Source organism: Spirosoma endbachense (genome assembly GCF_010233585.1).
GTDB lineage: Bacteria > Bacteroidota > Bacteroidia > Cytophagales > Spirosomataceae > Spirosoma > Spirosoma endbachense.
Map to the genome: position 1 here is coordinate 4,044,841 of NZ_CP045997.1, position 20,493 is coordinate 4,065,333.

At 47.7% G+C, this 20,493-nt stretch carries 17 protein-coding genes and 1 pseudogene; 6 read left to right on the top strand and 12 right to left on the bottom strand.

The genetic code is table 11. The features are described from left to right. Positions 1-2: 2 nt before the first annotated feature. Positions 3-854, bottom strand: coding sequence for an aldo/keto reductase (locus GJR95_RS16325; RefSeq protein ID WP_162386884.1), 852 nt, complete (start codon positions 852-854; stop codon positions 3-5). Positions 855-1,010: 156 nt separating this feature from the next. Between GJR95_RS16325 and GJR95_RS16330 the strand changes: the two genes are divergently transcribed. Continuing rightward, positions 1,011-1,913, top strand: a complete 903-nt coding sequence (locus GJR95_RS16330; RefSeq protein ID WP_162386885.1) for a helix-turn-helix domain-containing protein — start codon at positions 1,011-1,013, stop codon at positions 1,911-1,913. Positions 1,914-2,092: 179 nt separating this feature from the next. On the opposite strand, the gene GJR95_RS16335 is transcribed toward GJR95_RS16330, so the two are convergent. The 6 genes from GJR95_RS16335 to GJR95_RS16360 form a co-directional block, all read right to left on the bottom strand. Beyond that, entirely contained in the window at positions 2,093-3,334 is a 1,242-nt protein-coding gene (locus GJR95_RS16335) for a PQQ-dependent sugar dehydrogenase (protein ID WP_162386886.1), read from the bottom strand. Between the two features lie 77 nt (positions 3,335-3,411). After that, a complete protein-coding gene (locus GJR95_RS16340) occupies positions 3,412-3,612 on the bottom strand; it encodes a carboxylesterase family protein (protein WP_162386887.1) in 201 nt (66 codons plus the stop codon). A 298-nt stretch (positions 3,613-3,910) separates the two neighbouring features. Next, entirely contained in the window at positions 3,911-6,163 is a 2,253-nt protein-coding gene (locus GJR95_RS16345; RefSeq protein ID WP_162386888.1) for a xanthine dehydrogenase family protein molybdopterin-binding subunit, read from the bottom strand. Positions 6,164-6,196: 33 nt separating this feature from the next. After that, complete coding sequence (locus GJR95_RS16350) at positions 6,197-6,652, bottom strand: (2Fe-2S)-binding protein (RefSeq protein ID WP_162386889.1); 456 nt, start codon at positions 6,650-6,652, stop codon at positions 6,197-6,199. Between the two features lie 59 nt (positions 6,653-6,711). Further along, on the bottom strand, positions 6,712-7,905 hold the full coding sequence (locus tag GJR95_RS16355) for an XdhC family protein (RefSeq protein ID WP_232541209.1): 1,194 nt from the start codon (positions 7,903-7,905) through the stop codon (positions 6,712-6,714). Positions 7,906-8,106: 201 nt separating this feature from the next. Then, positions 8,107-8,721: a class I SAM-dependent methyltransferase gene (locus GJR95_RS16360; RefSeq protein WP_162386890.1), complete on the bottom strand. Its 615-nt coding sequence runs from the start codon at positions 8,719-8,721 to the stop codon at positions 8,107-8,109. A gap of 96 nt (positions 8,722-8,817) precedes the next feature. Here GJR95_RS16360 and GJR95_RS42135 point away from each other — a divergent pair. Beyond that, positions 8,818-9,487, top strand: a pseudogene (locus GJR95_RS42135) (hypothetical protein). Here GJR95_RS42135 and GJR95_RS16370 read toward each other — a convergent pair. Then, complete coding sequence (locus GJR95_RS16370) at positions 9,453-11,102, bottom strand: DUF4980 domain-containing protein (protein WP_162386891.1); 1,650 nt, start codon at positions 11,100-11,102, stop codon at positions 9,453-9,455. The pseudogene GJR95_RS42135 and the gene GJR95_RS16370 sit on opposite strands and share 35 nt — an antisense overlap. A gap of 141 nt (positions 11,103-11,243) precedes the next feature. On the opposite strand from GJR95_RS16370, the gene GJR95_RS16375 reads away from it, so the two are divergent. From GJR95_RS16375 to GJR95_RS16390, 4 genes are all read left to right on the top strand, one after another. Further along, positions 11,244-12,536: a glucuronyl esterase domain-containing protein gene (locus tag GJR95_RS16375; RefSeq protein WP_162386892.1), complete on the top strand. Its 1,293-nt coding sequence runs from the start codon at positions 11,244-11,246 to the stop codon at positions 12,534-12,536. Positions 12,537-12,811: 275 nt separating this feature from the next. Next, positions 12,812-14,473, top strand: coding sequence for an ELWxxDGT repeat protein (locus GJR95_RS16380; protein WP_162386893.1), 1,662 nt, complete (start codon positions 12,812-12,814; stop codon positions 14,471-14,473). 381 nt (positions 14,474-14,854) lie between these two features. Continuing rightward, a complete protein-coding gene (locus tag GJR95_RS16385) occupies positions 14,855-15,373 on the top strand; it encodes a GNAT family N-acetyltransferase (RefSeq protein WP_162386894.1) in 519 nt (172 codons plus the stop codon). Positions 15,374-15,721: 348 nt separating this feature from the next. Further along, positions 15,722-16,705, top strand: coding sequence for a glycoside hydrolase family 43 protein (locus tag GJR95_RS16390; RefSeq protein ID WP_162386895.1), 984 nt, complete (start codon positions 15,722-15,724; stop codon positions 16,703-16,705). Positions 16,706-16,877: 172 nt separating this feature from the next. On the opposite strand, the gene GJR95_RS16395 is transcribed toward GJR95_RS16390, so the two are convergent. The 4 genes from GJR95_RS16395 to GJR95_RS16410 all read right to left on the bottom strand — a co-directional run bounded on the left by GJR95_RS16395 (position 16,878) and on the right by GJR95_RS16410 (position 20,344). Beyond that, positions 16,878-17,189, bottom strand: coding sequence for a putative quinol monooxygenase (locus tag GJR95_RS16395; protein WP_162386896.1), 312 nt, complete (start codon positions 17,187-17,189; stop codon positions 16,878-16,880). A gap of 106 nt (positions 17,190-17,295) precedes the next feature. After that, positions 17,296-17,964: a type 1 glutamine amidotransferase domain-containing protein gene (locus GJR95_RS16400; protein ID WP_162386897.1), complete on the bottom strand. Its 669-nt coding sequence runs from the start codon at positions 17,962-17,964 to the stop codon at positions 17,296-17,298. Positions 17,965-18,189: 225 nt separating this feature from the next. Beyond that, positions 18,190-18,948 (bottom strand): alpha/beta fold hydrolase, encoded by a 759-nt coding sequence (locus tag GJR95_RS16405; RefSeq protein ID WP_232541211.1) that lies wholly within the window; start codon positions 18,946-18,948, stop codon positions 18,190-18,192. A 556-nt stretch (positions 18,949-19,504) separates the two neighbouring features. Beyond that, positions 19,505-20,344, bottom strand: a complete 840-nt coding sequence (locus tag GJR95_RS16410; protein ID WP_162386898.1) for an alpha/beta hydrolase — start codon at positions 20,342-20,344, stop codon at positions 19,505-19,507. Positions 20,345-20,493: the final 149 nt, after the last annotated feature.

The window sequence follows — 20,493 nt, forward strand, 5'->3', positions numbered from 1 at the left end:
ATTTAAACGCCAGCTTTATACGTACCTAACCACTTTACTATGGCCGGATCACGGTGATCGAAGAAGAGACTTACCTTTGTATCCAGGGTTTTAATGGATTCCATTTCTGACTGGCTTAATTCAAAATCAAGGCTATTAAAGTTCTCTTCCATGCGCTCTTTGCGAACGGATTTGGGAATGGCTACCACGCCCCGTTGGGTTAGCCAGCGCAGGACAACCTGAGCAATCGATTTGTTGTATTTTTCACCAATTGACCGCAGCAGCTCATTGTGAAAAAGGTCGTTTTTGCCTTCCGCAAAGGGGCCCCAGGACTCAATCTGTACATTGTTGTCGATCAGAAATTTCTGCGTTTCGACCTGCTGGTGAAACGGATGCGTTTCGATCTGATTGATCGCCGGAACGATTTCGTTGTGAACAATCAGGTCGATAAGCCGGTCGGGCTGGAAATTACTAACACCGATGGCCCTAACTCTACCTTCTTTGTATAGTTCCTGCATGGCTCGCCACTCGCCGTACACATCACCAAAGGGTTGGTGCATCAGGTACAGGTCGAGGTAATCCAGTTGCAATTTTTTTAACGAATCTTCGAATGCCTTTTTGGTGCCCTTGTAGCCATCGGACTGTATCCAGAGTTTGGTCGTGATAAACAGGTTTTCTCTGGAAACTCCACTTTTTTTGATTGCCTGCCCTACGGCCTCTTCATTCCCATACGAAGCCGCCGTATCGATCAACCGATAACCAGTCGCAATGGCATCCAATACACTTCGTTCACATTCGGCTCGATCAGGCACCTGAAACACGCCGAATCCCAGGATGGGCATTTCCACCCCATTGTTCAAAATCACTTGTTGCATAGGTATTTTACGTTGACAGGGCAAAGGTCTCCTCATTTCTTCGCCCAAATGGTATACAGATTACGGATAGTACAACCATTATTACTGATTCGGATTTAGGCATCAGGAAGGCTGGCAGGAAAGCGGTAATTTTGACTTTGTTATAACGGTACTACTATGGTTACCCTAAGACGATTTGAGACAATAAGCGACTACAACGCCTTCAATAATAATGAAACACTGCACCCGCTGGTGAGTGTCGTCGATCTGTCCAAGGCCGATCCACGGCAAGGCTCCCGCATGTATTTTGGTTTCTACACGATCTTCTTAAAAGATGTCAAATGCGGAGATCTTGTGTATGGCCTGCATACCTATGATTATCAGGAAGGTACGCTGGTTTTTCTGGCACCAGGACAGGTGGCAGGCATAAATAGCAACGGCGAGACGTATCAGCCCAAAGGCTATGCGCTGGTCTTTCATCCTGATTTAATTCATGGCACTTCGCTGGGGCGTCACATACAGGAGTATAGCTTCTTTGGCTACCAATCGAATGAAGCCCTGCATTTGTCGAAACGGGAACGGGGGATTGTGATGGATTGCTTTTCTAAGATTGATTATGAATTAGAGCACGCCATCGATACGCACAGTAAGAAGCTGATTGTGAACAACATTGAACTGTTTTTAAACTATTGCGTCCGATTTTATGACCGCCAGTTTATTACCCGGGATACTGTCCATAAAGGGGTACTGGAACGGTTCGAACATTTGCTGAATGAGTATTATCAGGCTGATAAACCACAGCTTATTGGTTTGCCTTCCGTGGCATACTGCGCCAGTGAATTGAATTTGTCGGCCAACTATTTTGGCGATCTGATCAAGAAAGAAACGGGCAAAACCGCGCAGGAGTACATCCAGACAAAAGTAATCGAGGTGGCTAAAGAACGGATATTTGATCAAAGCAAATCCGTTAGCCAACTAGCCTACGAATTAGGCTTTAAATATCCCCAGCATTTCATGCGTTTATTTAAACAACGGGTTGGACAATCGCCCAATGAGTACCGGATGCTGCATAACAATTAATAGCCTATACATTTCGAAATAAATCATGGCTTGAAGAGCAGGCAAGTCTGAACGAACTGTCTCATCAGGTAAACATGTGACAGGCTACAGTTCTAATGAACATTAATCAGAAGCGGTCCCGTTGAGCAAACATGTGCTCAACGGGACCGCTTCTGATTACGGTATTGATGTATTGCCGTTTATCTTCTATCGATTCGATACAGCCTTCCCCCGTCAGTAATGGCGTATAAGGCTCCGTCTGTGCCCTGTGTTAGATCGCGAAAACGCTGCCCTTCATTCGCCAGCAACCGTTCTTCGCCGATAACCCGGTTGTTTTCGATCACCAGTCGCACAATGTGCATTCCACTTAGAGCCCCAATAAACAGATTATTCTGCCATTCCGGTATACGATTACCACTGTAGAACGTCATGCCGCTGGGTGACACAACTGGGTCCCAGTAATAAACAGGTTGTTCCAGCCCTTGCCGTTGCTGAATACCATCCCCTACCCGACTGCCACTGTATTCGAGGCCATACGTAATGGTTGGCCAGCCATAATTGGCTCCAGGCTGGATGCGATTGATTTCGTCTCCCCCTCTTGGTCCGTGTTCGCTTTGCCACAGATCGCCCGTTACCGGATGGAGAGCCAGCCCCTGTGGGTTTCGATGCCCATAGGTATATAATTCGGGTCGGGCCCCTGCCTGCGATGCCAGTGGATTACCAGTAGTAGCTACCCCTTCTTTGGTGATGCGGATTATTTTTCCCAGTCCCGAATTCAGCGATTGGGCTTGAGGCCGGGTAACCAGATCAGACCGCTCTCCCGTACTGATAAGCAGATTGCCAGTCTGATCGATCACAATACGACCACCATAATGCGCCGTCCCCCGGTAAGCCGGTGTGGCGCGGTAAATGACCGTTACGTTCTCTATCCGTGATTCATTCTGAGACAATTGCCCTTTGGCAACCGCCGTCAGGTTGCCATCCGCCATTGGCTCAGAAAATACCCAGTAGACCGTTCGGTTGGTTGCAAAAGCCGGATCGACCCGTACACCCAGCAGCCCGCCCTGACCAGCGGGATTGACCGTTGGTATACCGGTGATCGGCTGCCCAAGTTGCCCCGTTGTCGTGGCAATGCGCATGGTACCTGCTTTTTCGGTAATAAGTAATCTGCCATCCGGCAGGCTGGTAATGCCCCATGGACTAGTCAGGGCTGTCGTCAGGACCTTGCTTTCGTAGCTGGTAGTTGATCGCACACCAGTTACTCGGGTTTGTCCCGCAAAAGCAGGGCTATAAGTTGCATTGGGCGGGTTTGTCTCAACCGGTGATGTGCTGTTTGGAGGTGTCCCGGTAGATGGAGGAGTTGCCGTATCGGCTACATCGGATTTACAGGAAGCAAATGCAAGCAAAGTACTGGCGATACTAATCAGCATTCGATTTTTCATAGTCCGTTGATTGGTTACGTGTATAGTCAATGAAAGCCAGATCCGTTATCCCGGCTTTCATTACCACATGGATACCACTAGTTTGACTTCGTCGACGTGGCGGCTTTCTCCATCACGTCCAGCCTTGCTTTTCGATGATCGGGTGTAATAGTCGCCGATCCATCGGGCCGAAACTCGAAAACCTCATTCTTTTTTAGATCATAAACGGGTAATTGCGGCAGTCCATTGCCATTCGGATCACCTGTTTTAGCGAAGTTGGCCCAGTAGGTGTTCATCATCTGAGCAACCGCGCCTGTAAGGCATGGGTAATCAGGAAGGCAAATCCCAGGATTATTTTTTTCACGCTACTGTCGTTTAGCTAGTTACTTGATCCGTTTAGCCGACGCATCGCAATTCCACATGGTGCTTTGCGATGGTTGACTTTCCCCTTCGCCCGATCGATGATCAATGCCTTATTTCCGGTAGTATTGGGTAGGTGATCCCAGCACCCGTTCAATGGTCATTATTGATCATTGAACGGGTAAGCTGGGCGGATTTGACTATATATCGGAAGACCAGCCTATGCAAATAATGCGCCTAAATCCGCTTGTCCAGCGCGGGCTTAAAGGGCTGGTTATATTGCCGTTTGCCGGTGTTTTTATACAACGCATTGGCGACGGCACCAAATACCGGCGGGAAAGGAGGTTCGCCTAATCCGGTCGGGTCGAGGTCATTTTCAACAAAGTGAACATCAATCAGTTTTGGCGCTTCGTTATGACGAATGATGCGGTAGTTGTTGAAGTTGCTTTGCTCGGCAGCCCCATTTTTATGCGTCAGAGCACCATAAAACGCATTGCCAATCCCGTCGACCACGGCTCCCTGCACCATATTGGTTGCCGCATCGGGGTTTATCACGATACCGCAGTCCATGGCACTGAATACGCGCTCCACATAGGGCTGCCCCTCACGGGTCACCATATCGACCACATGGGCTGCGTAGGAGTTATGACAGAAATAAGCGGCAACCCCACGATGGTACTTCTCATTACCCGGTTTGTTCCAGCCCGACTTATCCCGTACCAACGTCAATACACCCGCATACCGGTCGGCGTCGTACTCATTGTTTTTACCAACGGGATTTTCCTTTGCCCGTTTCAAGAGATCCAGTCTAAACTCGATGGGGTCTTTACCCATGGCCTCAGCCACTTCATCCAGGAAGGATTGTTCAGCGGCCGCGTTAAAGTTGGAACGTGGGGCCCGGAAGGCACCAATGGTAATATTGGAGGGTATCTCCCACCCTTCGGCCAGGTAATTATCTACGGCTCCGGCCGGAAAACGATTGGCATGGATCGCATGCTCGGGTATACCGCCCCCTTTTACATGGAACCCAATCAGGTTTTTATTCGCATCTAAAGCCGCACGATACGTAGCCGTGTACATCGGGCGATAAATCCCGTAGGTCATGTCATCTTCGCGGGTGTAGATGAGTTTGATCGGTGCTTGGGCTTTTTTGGAAATCAGAGCCGCTTCGGTGAGATAATGACCATACGCCCGACGACCAAAGCCACCACCCATCCGAGTCATCTGAATCTCAATCTTATCGGCCGGAAGATTTAAGATTTTTGACAGCGTCGGTTCGATCCAACCCGGTGCCTGCAACGGGCCTACCAGTATGGCCTTTTCGTCGGTCACATGGGCGAAGAAATTCATCGGTTCCATGCAGTTATGGGCCAGAAACGGAGCATTATAGGTGCGTTCGATTACCTGAGCCGCATTTTTGAAAGCCGTTTCGGGGTCGCCGTCTTTTCTCAATTGCTGAGCTGGTTTTTTGGCATACTCCTGTATTTTTTCCAGCTGGGCAGTGCTGCTTTCAAGCCCGCCCGGAACAATAATCTCTCGTTTGCCGCCCCTACCCATCATGGTATCTTTTGTATCACCAGCAGGCTCCCACTGGGCGAGTAGCTTTTTGCGGGCATTCATGACTTCCCAGGTCGATTTGCCCACCACAACCAGCAAATCGTTGAACGTACGGGTATCGAAACCACCTTGTTCGAAACCGTCTTCATATAATTTCAGGCTAAACACCTCTTTGATACCAGGCATTTTGAGGGTTTGCGACGCATCGAACGATTTCAGTTTCATACCGAAGGCTGGCGGATGCTGAATCATAGCAATGAGCATACCGTCAGCCCGATAATCCAGCCCGAACAGCGGTTTGCCGGTAACGACCTTGAAGCCCTCTACATTTTTCTTGGATTTTCTGACAATAGTGAAGTCCTTCGGGGCTTTTAGTTTCATGCCTTTGGGCACCGTCAGGGTAGCCGCTTTACTGGCCATTTCACCATAGTTCGCCGATTTCCCGCTCGAATGATGCAATACACCTGCTTTAGTCGTTACCTCTTCTATCGGCACATTCCAGGATTGGGCGGCTGCCTGGCATAACATCTGTCGGGCGGCTGCCCCGGCTTCCCGGAGAGGTTTCCAATACATCCGAACCGAGTTGCTACCCCCCGTAAACTGTGGGCCTAATTTCGTGCTGTCGTGTGGCCCCATCTCAACGACCACGCTTTTCCAATCTACGTCTAATTCCTCGGCTACGATCATGGGCAACGAAGTCATCACGTTCTGGCCAAATTCAGGATTTGGGCACATGAGTTTAACCACATTGTCGGCTGTGATCTGAATGTAGCCATTGAGCTGGGCCCATTGCTCGGGCACGTTCAGCTCGTGCAGTTTATCGGCGGCTTTTGCGCTCGATAACCAGCTTACGCTGAGCATCATACCTCCACCAGAAAGCAAGGAAGCCTTTAAGAAAGAACGCCGATTATATGTCGATTTGGTAGTAGTCATGGTCAAGGTTTTGTTAACGGGTTGACGGCTAGCTTACTTTTTTGCCGCTGATTTGATGGCTTCTTTGATGCGCAGATACGTTCCACACCGGCAGATGTTTCCGCTCATGGCCGCATCGATATCGGCATCACCGGGATTCGGATTGGACTTCAGCAGGGAAGCCGCACTCATGATTTGCCCCGCCTGGCAGTAGCCACACTGAGCTACATCATGTTCCAGCCATGCCTTCTGAACAGGGTGGTCGCCTTTGGCCGACAACCCCTCAATGGTGGTGATGGCCTCTTTTCCAACGGCCGAAACTGGCAACTGGCAAGATCGAACCGCCGTTCCGCTCAAATGGACGGTGCAGGCTCCGCACTGGGCGATACCACAGCCGTATTTGGTGCCGGGCAAGTCCAGATGATCACGTAATACCCAAAGCATGGGCGTCGAAGGATCGACGTTTACCTGCCTGATTTTTCCGTTAATTTTTAGATTATAGGTGGCCACTTTGATAGGGTTTATTCGTTATAGTAAGCGTTTGACTGGCAAGGCAATACGGGTGTAAATTAAACGAAAATAGTGTTCTGTTCGGCATTTAAGCGGTCATGAATGGGTCCAGGTCTGTCGGTCAGAAACCCACCGCACCGCTGGCTGAAAAAGGCTTTGATTTCGCCCAGAACGGAAAGCGCTATCTCATCGGGGGTTTCGGCGCCAAGATCCAGACCAATGGGTGAATGAACCCGTTTCAGGGCCGTTGGGGCAAACGACCGCCCCGTTCGCTCCCACTGGTTCTTCATCTTTTCATACCGTTTACGCGGACCCAGCATACCGATATAGGGCACATCCGTTTTCAGTAGCCTGGTCAACACAGCAAGGTCGTAGTTGTAGTTGTGCGACATCAGCACGGCGGCTGTCCGATCCGTGAAGGCAATTTTGTCGGTCACGGCATCGGCATCGGCGTAGAGCAAACAGGTCGCTTCCGGAAAGCGTTTGGGAGCTAAGTGAGCAATGCAGTCTTCGGTTACCGTGACCCGCCAGCCGATTTCGGTGGCCAGCCGGGTAAGCGGAATCGTATCGTAGCCTGCACCGAAAATCACCAGCTCGATACCGGGATCCAGACGCTCGATAAAGACCTCAGCGAAACCACTGGCTACCGGAATAATGGATGTCAGGGGTTTGCCGACCTGCATGACCAGTTTCATATCCTGTTGAAGCCAGGTTGGAATCGCATTTGTTTGTTTCTCGGTGAGCACAAAGCGGCTCCCCTCCCGTAAGCCCGTACCCGGTGTTCTCCGGCAAATCGTTGCGATGACGCGACGGTCGCGATGCTGATTGAATTCGCTTAACAAAGCAATGGGATTGGTTGGATCAGCGGGATCGATCGGCTCCATAAACACGTCGATGATGCCGTTGCAACCCAGTCCTACGCCCAGACTGTTGGCGTCGTCGTCCATCGTATCGTAGCGCACAACCATTGGTTTTCCATCGAGCATGACCTGTCGGGCTTTGCGCAGGGCGTCACCTTCCAGACAACCGCCACTGATGGCCCCTTCCCAGCGGCCATCGTCAGTGACCAGCATTCGGGCACCAGGCCGTCGGTAGGCTGACCCTTCTACGTACACGACCGTTGCCAGCGCCACCTTACGCTGTAAATGGTCAATTTGCTCATAAACAGTCAGTATGCGGTTGATTTCTTTCATGTCTTGCGCACTCGATGGAATGGTAGCCAGAAACTCACTAGAACGGACTCGAGCAGTCAATCATCCACTTGTTTAAACAGGGTGGTATTCTGACAAAGGTCTCTATTAAACTAATAATGGCTGGTATACAGATTACGGATGTTACTACCATTTTTACAGATTTTGTAGGGGTGACTATTGCCACCGTTCTGTAAAGCCTACGTGGCTGTTGCACAACTCCATAAGGATATAGGGCAGACCTGCCCTGGCAAGTACTGGCGTCTAGCGCTTCTGTTTTTGAAATACTAGTCTTGTCCAAGACACATTTTCTTTGTTTGCCATCAAACTTGGCTGATTTTCAATGCATACTAATGTTGTTAGGTTAAGATGTTTAGCATCCTGTATGGCTAGTTTACTACTTGTGGGAAAAACGTGGCACCCTACACCCGGTGGACCATGCCGAAGGGAAAGAGCGAAAATGCCTTTTGTCCTTAACAAGGAGGCAATTCTTTCCATGGCCATCGTCTGCTCTGCTTCATCAAGGTGATGCCACACAGCTGATGCTAGAATAAAGTCAAATTGCATAGCTGGATGGCCAAGTATGCTTAGTTTCGGTAAGCAATCATCAATCCATTTAACAGCTGGCGAATGGTATAATTTCTCTCCAGCAATTCGAAATTCTTCAGTAGGCTCAACAGCGATAACCGAATGCCCCCTTTTTGAAAATTCAAAGGCATCCCGGCCAATTCCTGCTCCCAGATCCAAGATGTAACCTGGAACTTCAGGAATAAACGGTAGAAAATCTTGATGCAATTCCGTAAAACCAATGGTTATTGTGGCTTCAATAAATTTTTGAGCGACATCATCATACCCTTTTATCCCCAATACAGAATTCATTTTTATTTGTTCTACATTACTATCGCGAGCGTGGCTGTACTATTATTTCAGTCATGACATAACACCCCAAAAGGTAGAGTTTTTGTATCGTCAGCTATGCAAGACAGAAAGTACGACCACGAAAAACTCGTCACTTGTTTTCAACTTTCCAGCCGCATGCCGAAAGATAACGGCTTCAGCGGCCTGGTTCTATCGGCGGCTCAAGGAAACACTCGACCTGACTTTCCTCTATGAGCACACCAAAGATCTCAATGGTTCAACCGAAAAGAAGACTCCCGGTACAGATTATCCGATGGGAACGCCCCTCGCGATGGATATTTCGTTCAAATTTAACAACGAAATTCCCCCTCGTGACGGATCTGAACCCAATGAAAGTTTCTTCGGTGGCAATCGGCCGGAACAGTTCGAGGCTTCGCGTCACTTTGCCGAGCTATGGACAACCTTCGCCCGAACGGATAAACCAGCCGCTAAAGTCGTACCTCAGAGGCCGGTTTACAACCTCAAGCCTCGGCCCACGATGCGCATTGGTGTCAACTGCGAGGTGATTGACAATCGGTTTGGTGATGAACTCGCCCTATGGCGGTCCCGTGGGGAATTGAAGTCGAAATTAGCAGAAGGCTTTTCGTTGAGAGCCGTGCCACGGTTTAAAACCGTGGCACGGCTCTCAACGAAAAGCCTGATTTTACAATTCTTCGACACTACCTGGCCGAAAGCTAGTTCAGCAGAAGGCTCTATTTCCAGATCGATTTGGCCGTATATAGCTTAAGATCCTTAACCTCAATCCGATTACCCCAAAACTGAAGGGCTTCTTTAGCCGTCGAAACCGGTTTTCTTTCGATCGAGTACGAATAGGCCCCGCCATCGATGAACACCTCTATGGAGGTTCGGTCAACATAGAGGTCGGCAGTCAGTTCCATGCTGGTCATCGTTTCAGACGAATAGAAAACTCCATTGACCAGATTGGCATTCAGATCGTAGTCCAGCACCCGCTGGCCGAAAAGAGAAAGGCCCGCACTGGTTGCATGCGACAGTTTAATGGTTGTCTTTACTCTAAATCGGTCCAACGGCTGAAACGATTTCAGCTTCTCATTCGCTTCGGCGGCACTCAGTGACGACCATTCATGAACCGGTTCAAACAGCTGCTCGGTTTCCCGAACCGGTACACTACTCAATCGCAGGCCATTTTTGCTCGTACGAAGCTTCAGTTCGGTTGGCAGCAGCATCATGTTGTTAAAGGGCATTCCGGGTTGTTGAACGCGGCCCCAGCCAATTTGAATGCGTCGGGGATCGTTTTCCGGCATATTGGCAAAGGTCTGGGCCGCATAGATGGTGCCGGTCGTATACGAGTGTTTACCGGATTCGGGAGTAAAGGTTTTCCCATCGAAAGAGCCGATCATATACGTGGTTGAAGCGCCATACATGACCCATTTTGTCTTGCTTTTATCGCCATCGATGGGCAACTCGAATAAATCAGGGCATTCCCAGAAACCCGTCACATGGCTTTCATACGTCCATTCCCTGAGGTTTTTTGACGTATAGATCGAATGACCATCCCGCTCATTTAGCACCATCACCCAGTGATTGCCGGGTTTATACCAAAACACGCGCGGGTCGCGGGTATCTTTGCTGTTCCATTTGGCTTTCGAATCGATCAGCGGGTTTTTGGCATATTTTGTCCACGTGCGGCCTTTATCCAAACTATAGGCCATGCACTGAATTTGTTTTTCTGGATTATCGACGGTAAAAAAAGCGACCATTGCCGGTATCGTACCCTGATTAAAGCCAGCCGTATTGGCATAATCGATCACGGTTGACCCCGAAAACATCGTTCCCAGGCTATCGGGTACCAGGGCGGTTGGCAATTCTTTCCAATGGATCATATCCGTACTGGCGGCATGCCCCCAGGACATGTTCCCCCACTCCCGTTCGTATGGATTGTGCTGGTAAAACAGATGATACTCCCCCTCGTAGAAGATCATGCCGTTCGGATCGTTGATCCAGCCCCGGCGGGTGGAAAAGTGGTATTGCGGACGATTCTTTTCCTGATAGAGCGAATCCTGACCGGCAATTTGATCGTCCTGATAAATTTTACTCAATCCTTCTGGCATGGCCCTGTAGCTGATGGTAATGGTTTTCCCTTGTAGAGCAGCCATGTCACAAAACACCCAGTAATCAGGTTTGCTGCCAGCCAGCCTTATTTTGAAGGAGCGTTCCAGTTTCTCACCTACCTTAAATTGCATGGTTTCCCTGCTTTGCGTTTGAGAAACGGGCAGATTCAGGTATCGTTTGGTGATCTTGATGGATCGCTCTTGCGCCTGAAGTGAACCACTACCACACAGGAGTAACACGTATAGCGTTACGTATTTTAAAGCTGATTTCATCCGAGTAGAGTCAATACAGGCTGAAGTATGGATTGAGGCATTTATACTTTTAGAGGCAGGCCGTCCTGCTAATTCGTTCGGCACTTACGCACCCGTCACTGCCCTGGTCCATTCGTAGTACAATCGTCTCCCCCTGAACCGATGAAAAGATTCCTCCTCTCTGGCCTTTTGATGGCGTTTTCCTTTCAGGGAACCGCCCAGCAACAACCCGCCAATCGACCAACGTTGGTGGCCGGAATTCCCGTCAATTATCAGGAAGACTCGGTGGGCTCCTACATACTCCCTGATTTACTGACGTGTGCCGACGGTCAGCCAGTAACCAATGCCAAAATCTGGACACAAAAACGGCGACCCGAACTGCTTAAACTCGTTGAAGAAATTCAGTTTGGGAAAATGCCCCCTCGCCCAACGGAAATGAGCTTTCGGGTCTTTGATCAGGCAACACCTGCTTTTCAGGGTAAGGCAATTCGGAAACAGGTGACGGTGTATTTTACCCGCGATACATCCGACTATAAGATGAATCTGGTCATCTATCTGCCAAAGGCCGTCAAACAACCCGCTCCATTATTGATGACTATTTCTTTCTCAGCTTACAACCAGATCATTGACGATCCGGGGTTACTGGTTGGTTCGATCTGGAACCGGGAAGGCAAAAAAATAAAGGCCGACAAACCCGGCAACTTTGGCAAAATGAATGTTGACCAATTTTTAGAGGCTGGTATTGGCTTTGCCACAGTCTATTACGGGGATATTGAGCCGGATTTTAAGGAAGGAATTCGCTATGGTATTCGGGGAAAGTATTTAAAGCCTGATCAAGCCGAACCTGCCCCAACCGAATGGGGAGCCATTTCGGCCTGGGCCTGGGGACTTAGTCGGGCTATGGATTACTTCGAAACCGATAAGCAGATTGATTCGAAACGGATTGCTCTCCAGGGCGCTTCCCGTTTAGGTAAAGCGGTCCTTTGGACAGGCATCCATGATACCCGGTTCAAGCTGGTCATTGCCAGTATTTCCGGCGAAGGGGGAGCGGCCTTAAGTCGGCGTAATTTTGGGGAAACGATCAATCATATTACCGATTCCACCCGGTACCAATATCAGTTTGCCGCCAACTATCATACATATGGAAACAAGGTAAATAGTTTACCGATCGATGGCCACACCTTAGTGGCTTTGATGGCCCCCCGACCTTTACTTCTCCAGACGGGCAGCACGGATTACTGGTCAGATCCAAGAGGTGAGTTTTTGTCGGCGGTGGCAGCGGCCCCTGTCTACAAGCTATTCGGAGAAAGCGGTCCGCAACCCACCGACACACCCTCGGCCAACGATCCGTCTTTGCTACTGAATCCCCTGGGTTACTTTATGCACGAGGGTGGTCATACGGTTCTGCCCACCGATTGGCCCAATCTCATTTCCTACATGAAAAAATACCTTTGACCTGGGAAGAAGTTTCAGGGTGTTTGCCCAATGATTGAGTGGGTCAGCTGGCAAAACAGGTCGAACTCAACCATACCCCTCATATTCTGGCACCGGTCAGTTAAACCGCGTGTTCAGCTAAAAAATCGGTTTCACAGTTTCACCCTGCATCCTTATTTCCCGATATACCCAGACGGTAATCGGTTGTCCGTAAACTCAAAAATCAGCAGCAAAATAACTGTCTATCAATAAGTTTATGCATAAATTTTTTTAGCCTGGCCTTCCAGCCACCTGTTATGGATAAACTTTATCGATTCCTGATCTGTCTGTTTATAGCAGCCTATAGCCTGCCTGCTAGTCTAGTCTATGCTCAATTTTCACCAACGCCTACCACCGTTTATATCTCGAAGCTTAAAGAGATCAATCCAACGGGAAGCGGTGTGCCCAGCCGCTTCATTGAATTCGGAGGAAAGGTCTATTTTTCAGCCAATGACGGTATAAACGGTAACGAACTCTGGGTAACCGATGGTACGGAAGCCGGTACGGTTCTGTTCAAGAACATTAACCAAGGCGGGGACTCCAGTCCGAATAAGTTTACGATCATGAATGGAGTCCTGTACTTCTCGGCCGATGATGGAGTCAATGGCGATGAGTTATGGAAGACTGACGGTACCCCCGGTGGTACCCAACTGGTTCGCAACATCAATCCGGCGGGTGCCCATGCCTATCCATCTTACCTGGTAGCGAATGGCTCGATGCTTTTCTTTTTCGCCAATAACGGAACCAACGGTCGGGAATTATGGAAAACCGATGGGACTGCCAACGGCACGCGAATGGTCAAAGAGATCAACCCAACGGGTCAGGTGGGCGATTTCCCTTCGCCCGTTCTGTTAAACGGCAAATTATATTTTGCCGCCAAGGAAGCAGAGGGTAATATTGAATTTTGGGTTTCAGACGGCACCGAGGTCGGTACAAAACGGGTCAAAGAGATTAACCCAACAGGCAGTGCTTTCGCGGGTTTCCCGGCTGAAATTCAGGTATGCAATGGCCTGGTCTACTTTGTCGCCGACGATGGTGTCCATGGTCAGGAGCTCTGGAAGTCGGATGGAAGCAGCGCCGGTACAACCCTGGTAAAAGATATATGGACCAGTGGGGAGCCTAATCCAGATTCGCCGAAGTTCCTAACGACGGTGGGCACTACCCTCTTTTTCACTGCCAGAAACTCATTCTACGGAACTGAAATCTGGAAGTCAGATGGAACCAGCACGGGTACGGTGCAGGTGCGGAACATCAATCCAAATGGAAGTTCGAGTCCGTATGGTTTGGTATCGTTTCAAAATCAACTTTTCTTCGGTGCTTTCGATAGCGATGCGATAGCCCTTTGGAAATCCGATGGGACATCTACCGGCACGCAGAAAGTAAGCACCGTAGAACCGGTATTTATTACGGTTGCTGGCAACTATTTGTACTTTGACCATAGCGGTCCCTGGCGGTCGGACGGCACAAGCGAAGGAACCAGGCAATTAGGCCCCCTGGCCAATCTGGGTTACGACTCCAATCAATTTATCAAGTTGGGCACTAAAGTTCTTTTTTCGGCGAAGAATACGAACTCAGGCGGCTCTGACTACGAATTATATAAAATTTCACCCTGTACCGCCTGCCCAATCGGTAGCCGGGAGGGTATAAGTGAGGAGTCTCCTACAGAGTTGACGTTGACGCTATTGCACAACCCGACACCAGATGCAGTTCGAGTAGAAGTGAGCGGGGCAAATGGCCAACCGCTTTCGCTGCAATTGGTTACTTTGTTAGGTCAGCCTATTGATTCAAAAAGCATTGAAAACGCCCAGGCGCTCGAACGGCATCAGTTTGATATACGAAGCCTACCGAATGGTATTTTACTGTTGCGGGCCATCAGCAGAGATCGTTCCCAGACCATACGGGTCAGCAAGACTGACTGAAACCAGGCCTGCCTTTTCGTTAAACTACGGTTTAGTGGTATTGATACGTTGAGCGAGAGGACATTTATCTTTCTTATTTGGCTTTTCGAAAGCCAGTACTATTTTTAACTAAAAAAAACGGGTACACCAGAACAAGATCGGGTAAAATAAACTCCCTTCCGGGCATTGTGTAAGTGTTTCTCAAAAAGAGGGTGTTATGAGATAAAGTCAACAACCGTTTACTGGCTATCTGCCACTTTCGTACTTTGGTAGGTAAAGTACGAAAGTAAACTATTTTGGAACTGCAAAATCGTCTTTAGACGCGGGTCCGCATCTAAGTCAAAAACCTGTATTTACCCGGTAAGGTGAATGTAATGCCACTTATATAATAAGGGTATAGGGATGTTAGTAGAAATCCATAAAGCACAATTGGCAGATCTTGAGCAACTTCAACAAATTTGTGTTGACGCATATAGTCAAAATTTTGCCCATCATTGGCATAAGGGCGGGCTGGATTGGTACCTTGACCAGCAATTTAGTCCTGGTCAGCTAAGACAAGCCATTGAAAGCGCCGAGACAGATTATTATCTCATTTTTAAAGATAAGCTACCCGTTGGTTTTTGTAAGCTGGGATACAGCAAGCTGACTGAACCGCATGAACTTTGGTTAGAATTGGAAAAAATTTATATGCTGCCCACCGAAAAAGGAAGCGGCATTGGTAAAACCGTTTTGGACATGGTCATCCAAATAGCTGAAGAAATGGGCAAAAAAGAATTGCTACTATACGTGATTGATACGAATCAGGCGGCTATTCGCTTTTATGAGCGAAATGGTTTTTCGTTACTTAAAAAAACGCGTATGGACTTACCTTACTTTAAAGAAGAATTGAAAGGAGCCTGGCAGATGATGAAGCGGTTATAACGTTTAATTGATAGAAGCGAATTTAGTCTTGTTAGGGCTGTGTTGATATCCCATCATGATGGCGTTTCGTACTTTTCTTCTTTAAGTACGAAACGTGCTTATCTATTTCTGGATCAGGACAGGAAAATCCAGGATTCCAATGGAATTATTTTCGTACTTCATCGAATAGCACGAAAAATGGAGGTCCAAGAAACACCCGTTTAAGCAGCAAATACATGAGATTTCTTTCGTATCGAGTAGGAGGAATGATGAGATCGGGCAATTAATGGCAGCAAACAGTCAGTAAGCAAAAACTGTCAAGGCAAGTCGGGACCAACACACAATAAACTGATCAATTATTACCCAAAAATGAAATCAATTCTTATTTATTCGATCCTTTTATTCGCTGCACTACAGGCATCAGCACAGGCAAAGCGAGAGATTTTTTTTGCAGATGTAACCATATATGTTGAGGGGAGCAAATATTACCTTACCGGGTCAAAAGGCGGGGGCGGTGGTCCGCAGGGATTTGCCTTTTTAGAATCAAAGGACCTGAAAACATGGGCAGTGCCTGCTAAATCAAACGATTCGCTGGGGATGATCCTTACCAAGGGCGACCACACATTCGGCACCAAGGGCTTCTGGGCACCACAAATTGTCAAAGATAAGGGCACCTATTATATTACCTATACGGCCGATGAACAAACCGTATTGGCTGAGTCAAAATCGTTATTGGGTCCATACCGGCAAAAAGAAGTTGGACCAATTGATGGGTCTGAGAAAAATATCGATTCCTATATTTTCAAGGATACCGATGGTACATATTACCTCTACTGTGTCCGTTTTAATAAAGGCAATTATCTGCATGTCGCCGAGTTTGACATGAAAAGCGGAAAGATAAAACCCGAAACACTGAAACGATGTTTTGACCAGACAGAGCCTTGGGAGGCAACGCCTAATTATAAATCAGCACCCATTATGGAAGGCCCTACCGTTATAAAATTAAAAAATAAATATTACCTGTTTTATTCGGCCAACCATTTCCAGAACATCGATTATGCTATTGGCTATGCCGTAGCCGATTCGCCATACGGGCCTTGGGAAAAATATAAAAATAACCCTATCGTTCACCGTTCTATCGTTGGTGAGAACGGGTCAGGACATGGTGACCTGTTTGAAGGGGTAGACAAACAATTGTATTACGTCTACCACATTCACAACTCATCAGACAAAGTAAGCCCACGCAGGACACGCATCGTGCCGGTAGTAAAACAATGGGATGAAAAAGCCGGTGTTTACACCTTTAGTGTAAAAGGGAACGAGGTAATTGTACCGGTAATGGCCGAACAATAAGGCGTGTTGTGAATGACACGGAAGTTACCTATAAGTAATTCAAAACCAGTCAATTACATTTTACCTGTTGTCTCATTATTTATCGGGGTCAGTAGCCAGGGATTTCCCATTGGCGACCTGTTCGCTCATTCATTTCATGTTCTTCAGAGCTATCCCGTGCCGATTACCTTGATTAAATGTCTTTCAATTTCAACTCAGTAGTCAGGATGACTTCCCTGTTTTCGAGCAGCGGAACGATTTCCTGGATTACAATCTTCTGAAAATACGGCGAATTGCGATGCTCGGCGAGTGCGACTTCATTGGTATAGCCTTCAAGCAGTACGATCACATTAGGATCGGTAGTGCTCTGATAAACATTATAAAAAAGGTTTCCATTTTCTTCCCTGCTCTGGGGAGACAAATTTGCAAGCAGGGCAAGTACGGTTTCAAGCTTACCTTCTTTAACCTGCCATTTGGCAAAAGTAGTAATCGCATTAGAACTCATTTTTTTATTGTTTGACGTTGACGATATAGCTGCTTGTCAGAAAAAATACGTCGGCTATTTAGGCCATACCTTCCCTTACGATGGGAGAAGGTATGGCACTTCTTTTTCAGGCTTCCAATATGGCGATCACCTTTTCGGCTACGCCCTGAGCGGAAGCCGGATTTTGTCCGGTAACTAATCGTCCGTCGGTAATGCTGTAAGCCTGCCATGGGTCGATGGCACTATAATTGGCCCCGCGCTCCTTTAATAGGTCTTCCAGCTCAAACGAGACATCTTCCTTGGCATAGTTCTCTTCCTCGACAGCGCTGAAACCTGTTACATTTTTGCCCTTGACCAAATACGAACCATCTTTCAGCTTGACATTGCCCAGGGACACGGGTCCATGGCATACCGCACTCACCACTTTGCCACTATCATAAAAAGTTGACAGGATTTTCTGTACTGGCGGATTGTCCGTCATATCAACGACCGGTCCCAACCCGCCCGGAACGAACACGGCATCATAGCCGCCAATCGACAAATTGTCTATGCTCTTGGTATTTTTCATTTTGACAAGTCCCTCATCATTCAGAAATGCCTGATTGACCGGATCGTCTAATTCTACTAAATCTATTGGTGCCTCTCCTCCCTTGACACTGTAAATGTCGATGTCATACCCTTGCTTTTTAAAAGCTTCATAGGGGTGAGCCAATTCGGTGAGCAAACTTCCGGTTTTACGATTTTTGGGACCAATGATGCCCGCACTAGTTACCATAAACAAAATTTTTCTTTTCATTGTTGAGAAATTTAAGTTGTCAATTGATCAAAAGGTCACGAATTACTTTTTGCCATTCGGACTGAGAAGGCCAAATGATGTCGCCATCAGATTGTCTGAAAGTTCTCGTTGCACCTGCGCCACTTTTCCCGGATGTGATCCTGGTTCAACTCGGCATAAGTTTTAATTTCGTTGCCGTGACAGAATGAATACAAGTCCTCTTTCTGAGGAGGTGTGTCGTCAATATTAGTTGCCACCAGCGGCTTTAAGGATTACCTCTGCCACCTTTTCAGGTTGTGAAAGCATGGCCACGTGGCTGCTGGGCAGGTGAACGACGCTTGCCTTAATGTTCGCGGCCATTTCGGCTTCTACTTGAGGGGAGATAATGTGGTCGTTATCAGACACGATGAAGAAGCTCGGTCTGTTTTTCCATGCTGGATTCGACACTTTGGCGGATATCGTGCTTACATGAAACCTACCCTGTCCCGCAGCGATTAACTTTGCCTCGTTCAGGGGTAAATCCTGGGCAAAATGCTTTAAAACGGTTTCTTCTTTCAGCCTGATGAAGCCGTCGGCAATAATCGGGTCGGCTAAACCCGGCACATTCGGCAACTTCCGGACTTCGAAAGCATCCTTGGAGATCGTTTCGATACTCTGGCCTTCGTCGGGGGCATAGGCGGCCACATATACGAGCGCCTTAACCTTTTCATTGTTACCGGCCTGGGTAATGACAACGCCACCCCACGAATGCCCGACCAGAATGACATTTCCGCTCACTTCGGCAATCGCCCGGTTTACGAACACTACGTCGTCGTTTAGCGAGGTCAACGGATTTTGGACGGCGATGGTCTGATACCCTTTTTTCTGCAAAATCGGTATCACCTTGTTCCAGCTCGAACCGTCGGCGAAAGCACCGTGAACGAGGATAATTGTCGGTTTCTCGTCCGCGCCGGACGACCGGTATTGTGGCAGATAGTCTGCACTGGGCTCGATAGAAGAAATCATAGACATTAGGGTTACACTGGCCAACCCGGCCAGAAGTGATTTACTCGCTTTCATAAGAAGATATTAAGGGTAATACTGAATAAGTGTTGATGAAGCGTGGAGCTTTTATGACAATCAGGCAGTTCTGACGCATACATGCGCATACACTTCCAATCAATTTTCGATACCGATGTGCAAAACTGTGCTTATTTTACTAACTGCCGAACACGAACGGTAATGCATATACGTAGTCGACTTCTAGTAGCTGTTGGGTGATTTTTTCCTTGTACGGTCATTTACGACTTACGCCTGGCCGTCTCCTGTTTAGCTCCTTTCAACATACTCTGTTTCCAATAATCTAATTTCGAAACGATCATAGCATTTCCGATAAGGTCCAGCAGCTCCTGAGCCAGGCTTATCCCCAAGTATCGCTTCTCAAACCAATGTTCAGTTCATACAGATCAATGCATAAGCTCATAACCCGTTGATGAATTGAATCCATCTGGCGGACGCAGGCTTGAAGAAGTGAAGATTCCGGGGTACAGTGTCGCGAACGCAACCCCCAGGAGTCGGTAAATCAACCTCTTTCGGTCAGCCAACGTATGATTTCCTTGATGATTATTGTATTGTACTTGTCGTTGAGCAAATCGTGATAATATCCCTCATACAATTTCAGTTGCTTGTCAGTCGAGGACGTGTGCTCCATAAAATATTGGCTTCCAGTGGGCTTTGTGGCTTTGTCAGCGGTTCCATGAAGTATCAGAAGCGGAAGTTTAATTTGAGGCATTTCCTTTTTCAAGTATTCAGCCGCGAGTAAGAGTTGCTGCATTGTTTTGGCCGGTTGCTTTTCGTTTGCCAGCAAGGGGTCGTTATTCATTTTGTCCACAATAGCCTTGTCGCGGGAAAAATCTTCATTATTCAACCTGATCAGTCGTGTATGTGGAATGATATAACCCAGGAACTTCATTATAGCCAGGGCAAAGCCTGGCGCAGGAGTCTGAAATGCGAAACTTTCATAAATCAGCCCATTCAGCTTTCCCTGATTTCCCACCGCATAAACCGAAGCAAACACACCGCCCGCACTATGGCCCAATAAAAAAATAGCGATAGTTGGATGGGCTGATCTTGCAATATCTACCATCAAATCAATGTCCTCTACACTATCATGATAATCAGCGATATAATACCGTTCACCCTCAGAATTTCCTCTGCCTCGAATATCCATTGCGTAAACATCATATCCGTTTTCAGTGAGTTGAGCAGCGAACTTTTCATAATATCCGCTGTGGGAATTCAATCCATGAACGATCAGGACAATACCATTCGGTTCGCTACTTGTTGTCCAGTTTCTGTAAAAAATAGCCTGGCCCTCCTTGTTACGGAAAACGGATGTCGTTTGGGTTTTTCTAGAACTCATAAAACCGATTGTCAACAGCTTGAACTACCCTATCATTGATAATCCGACTATAAACAATTTCGTACCATTTAATCATCAAGAAGATAAAATAACTAAGTAATCAACGTAATAACCTGAAGATCAAATTCTTGCAATTTTTCAATATAATT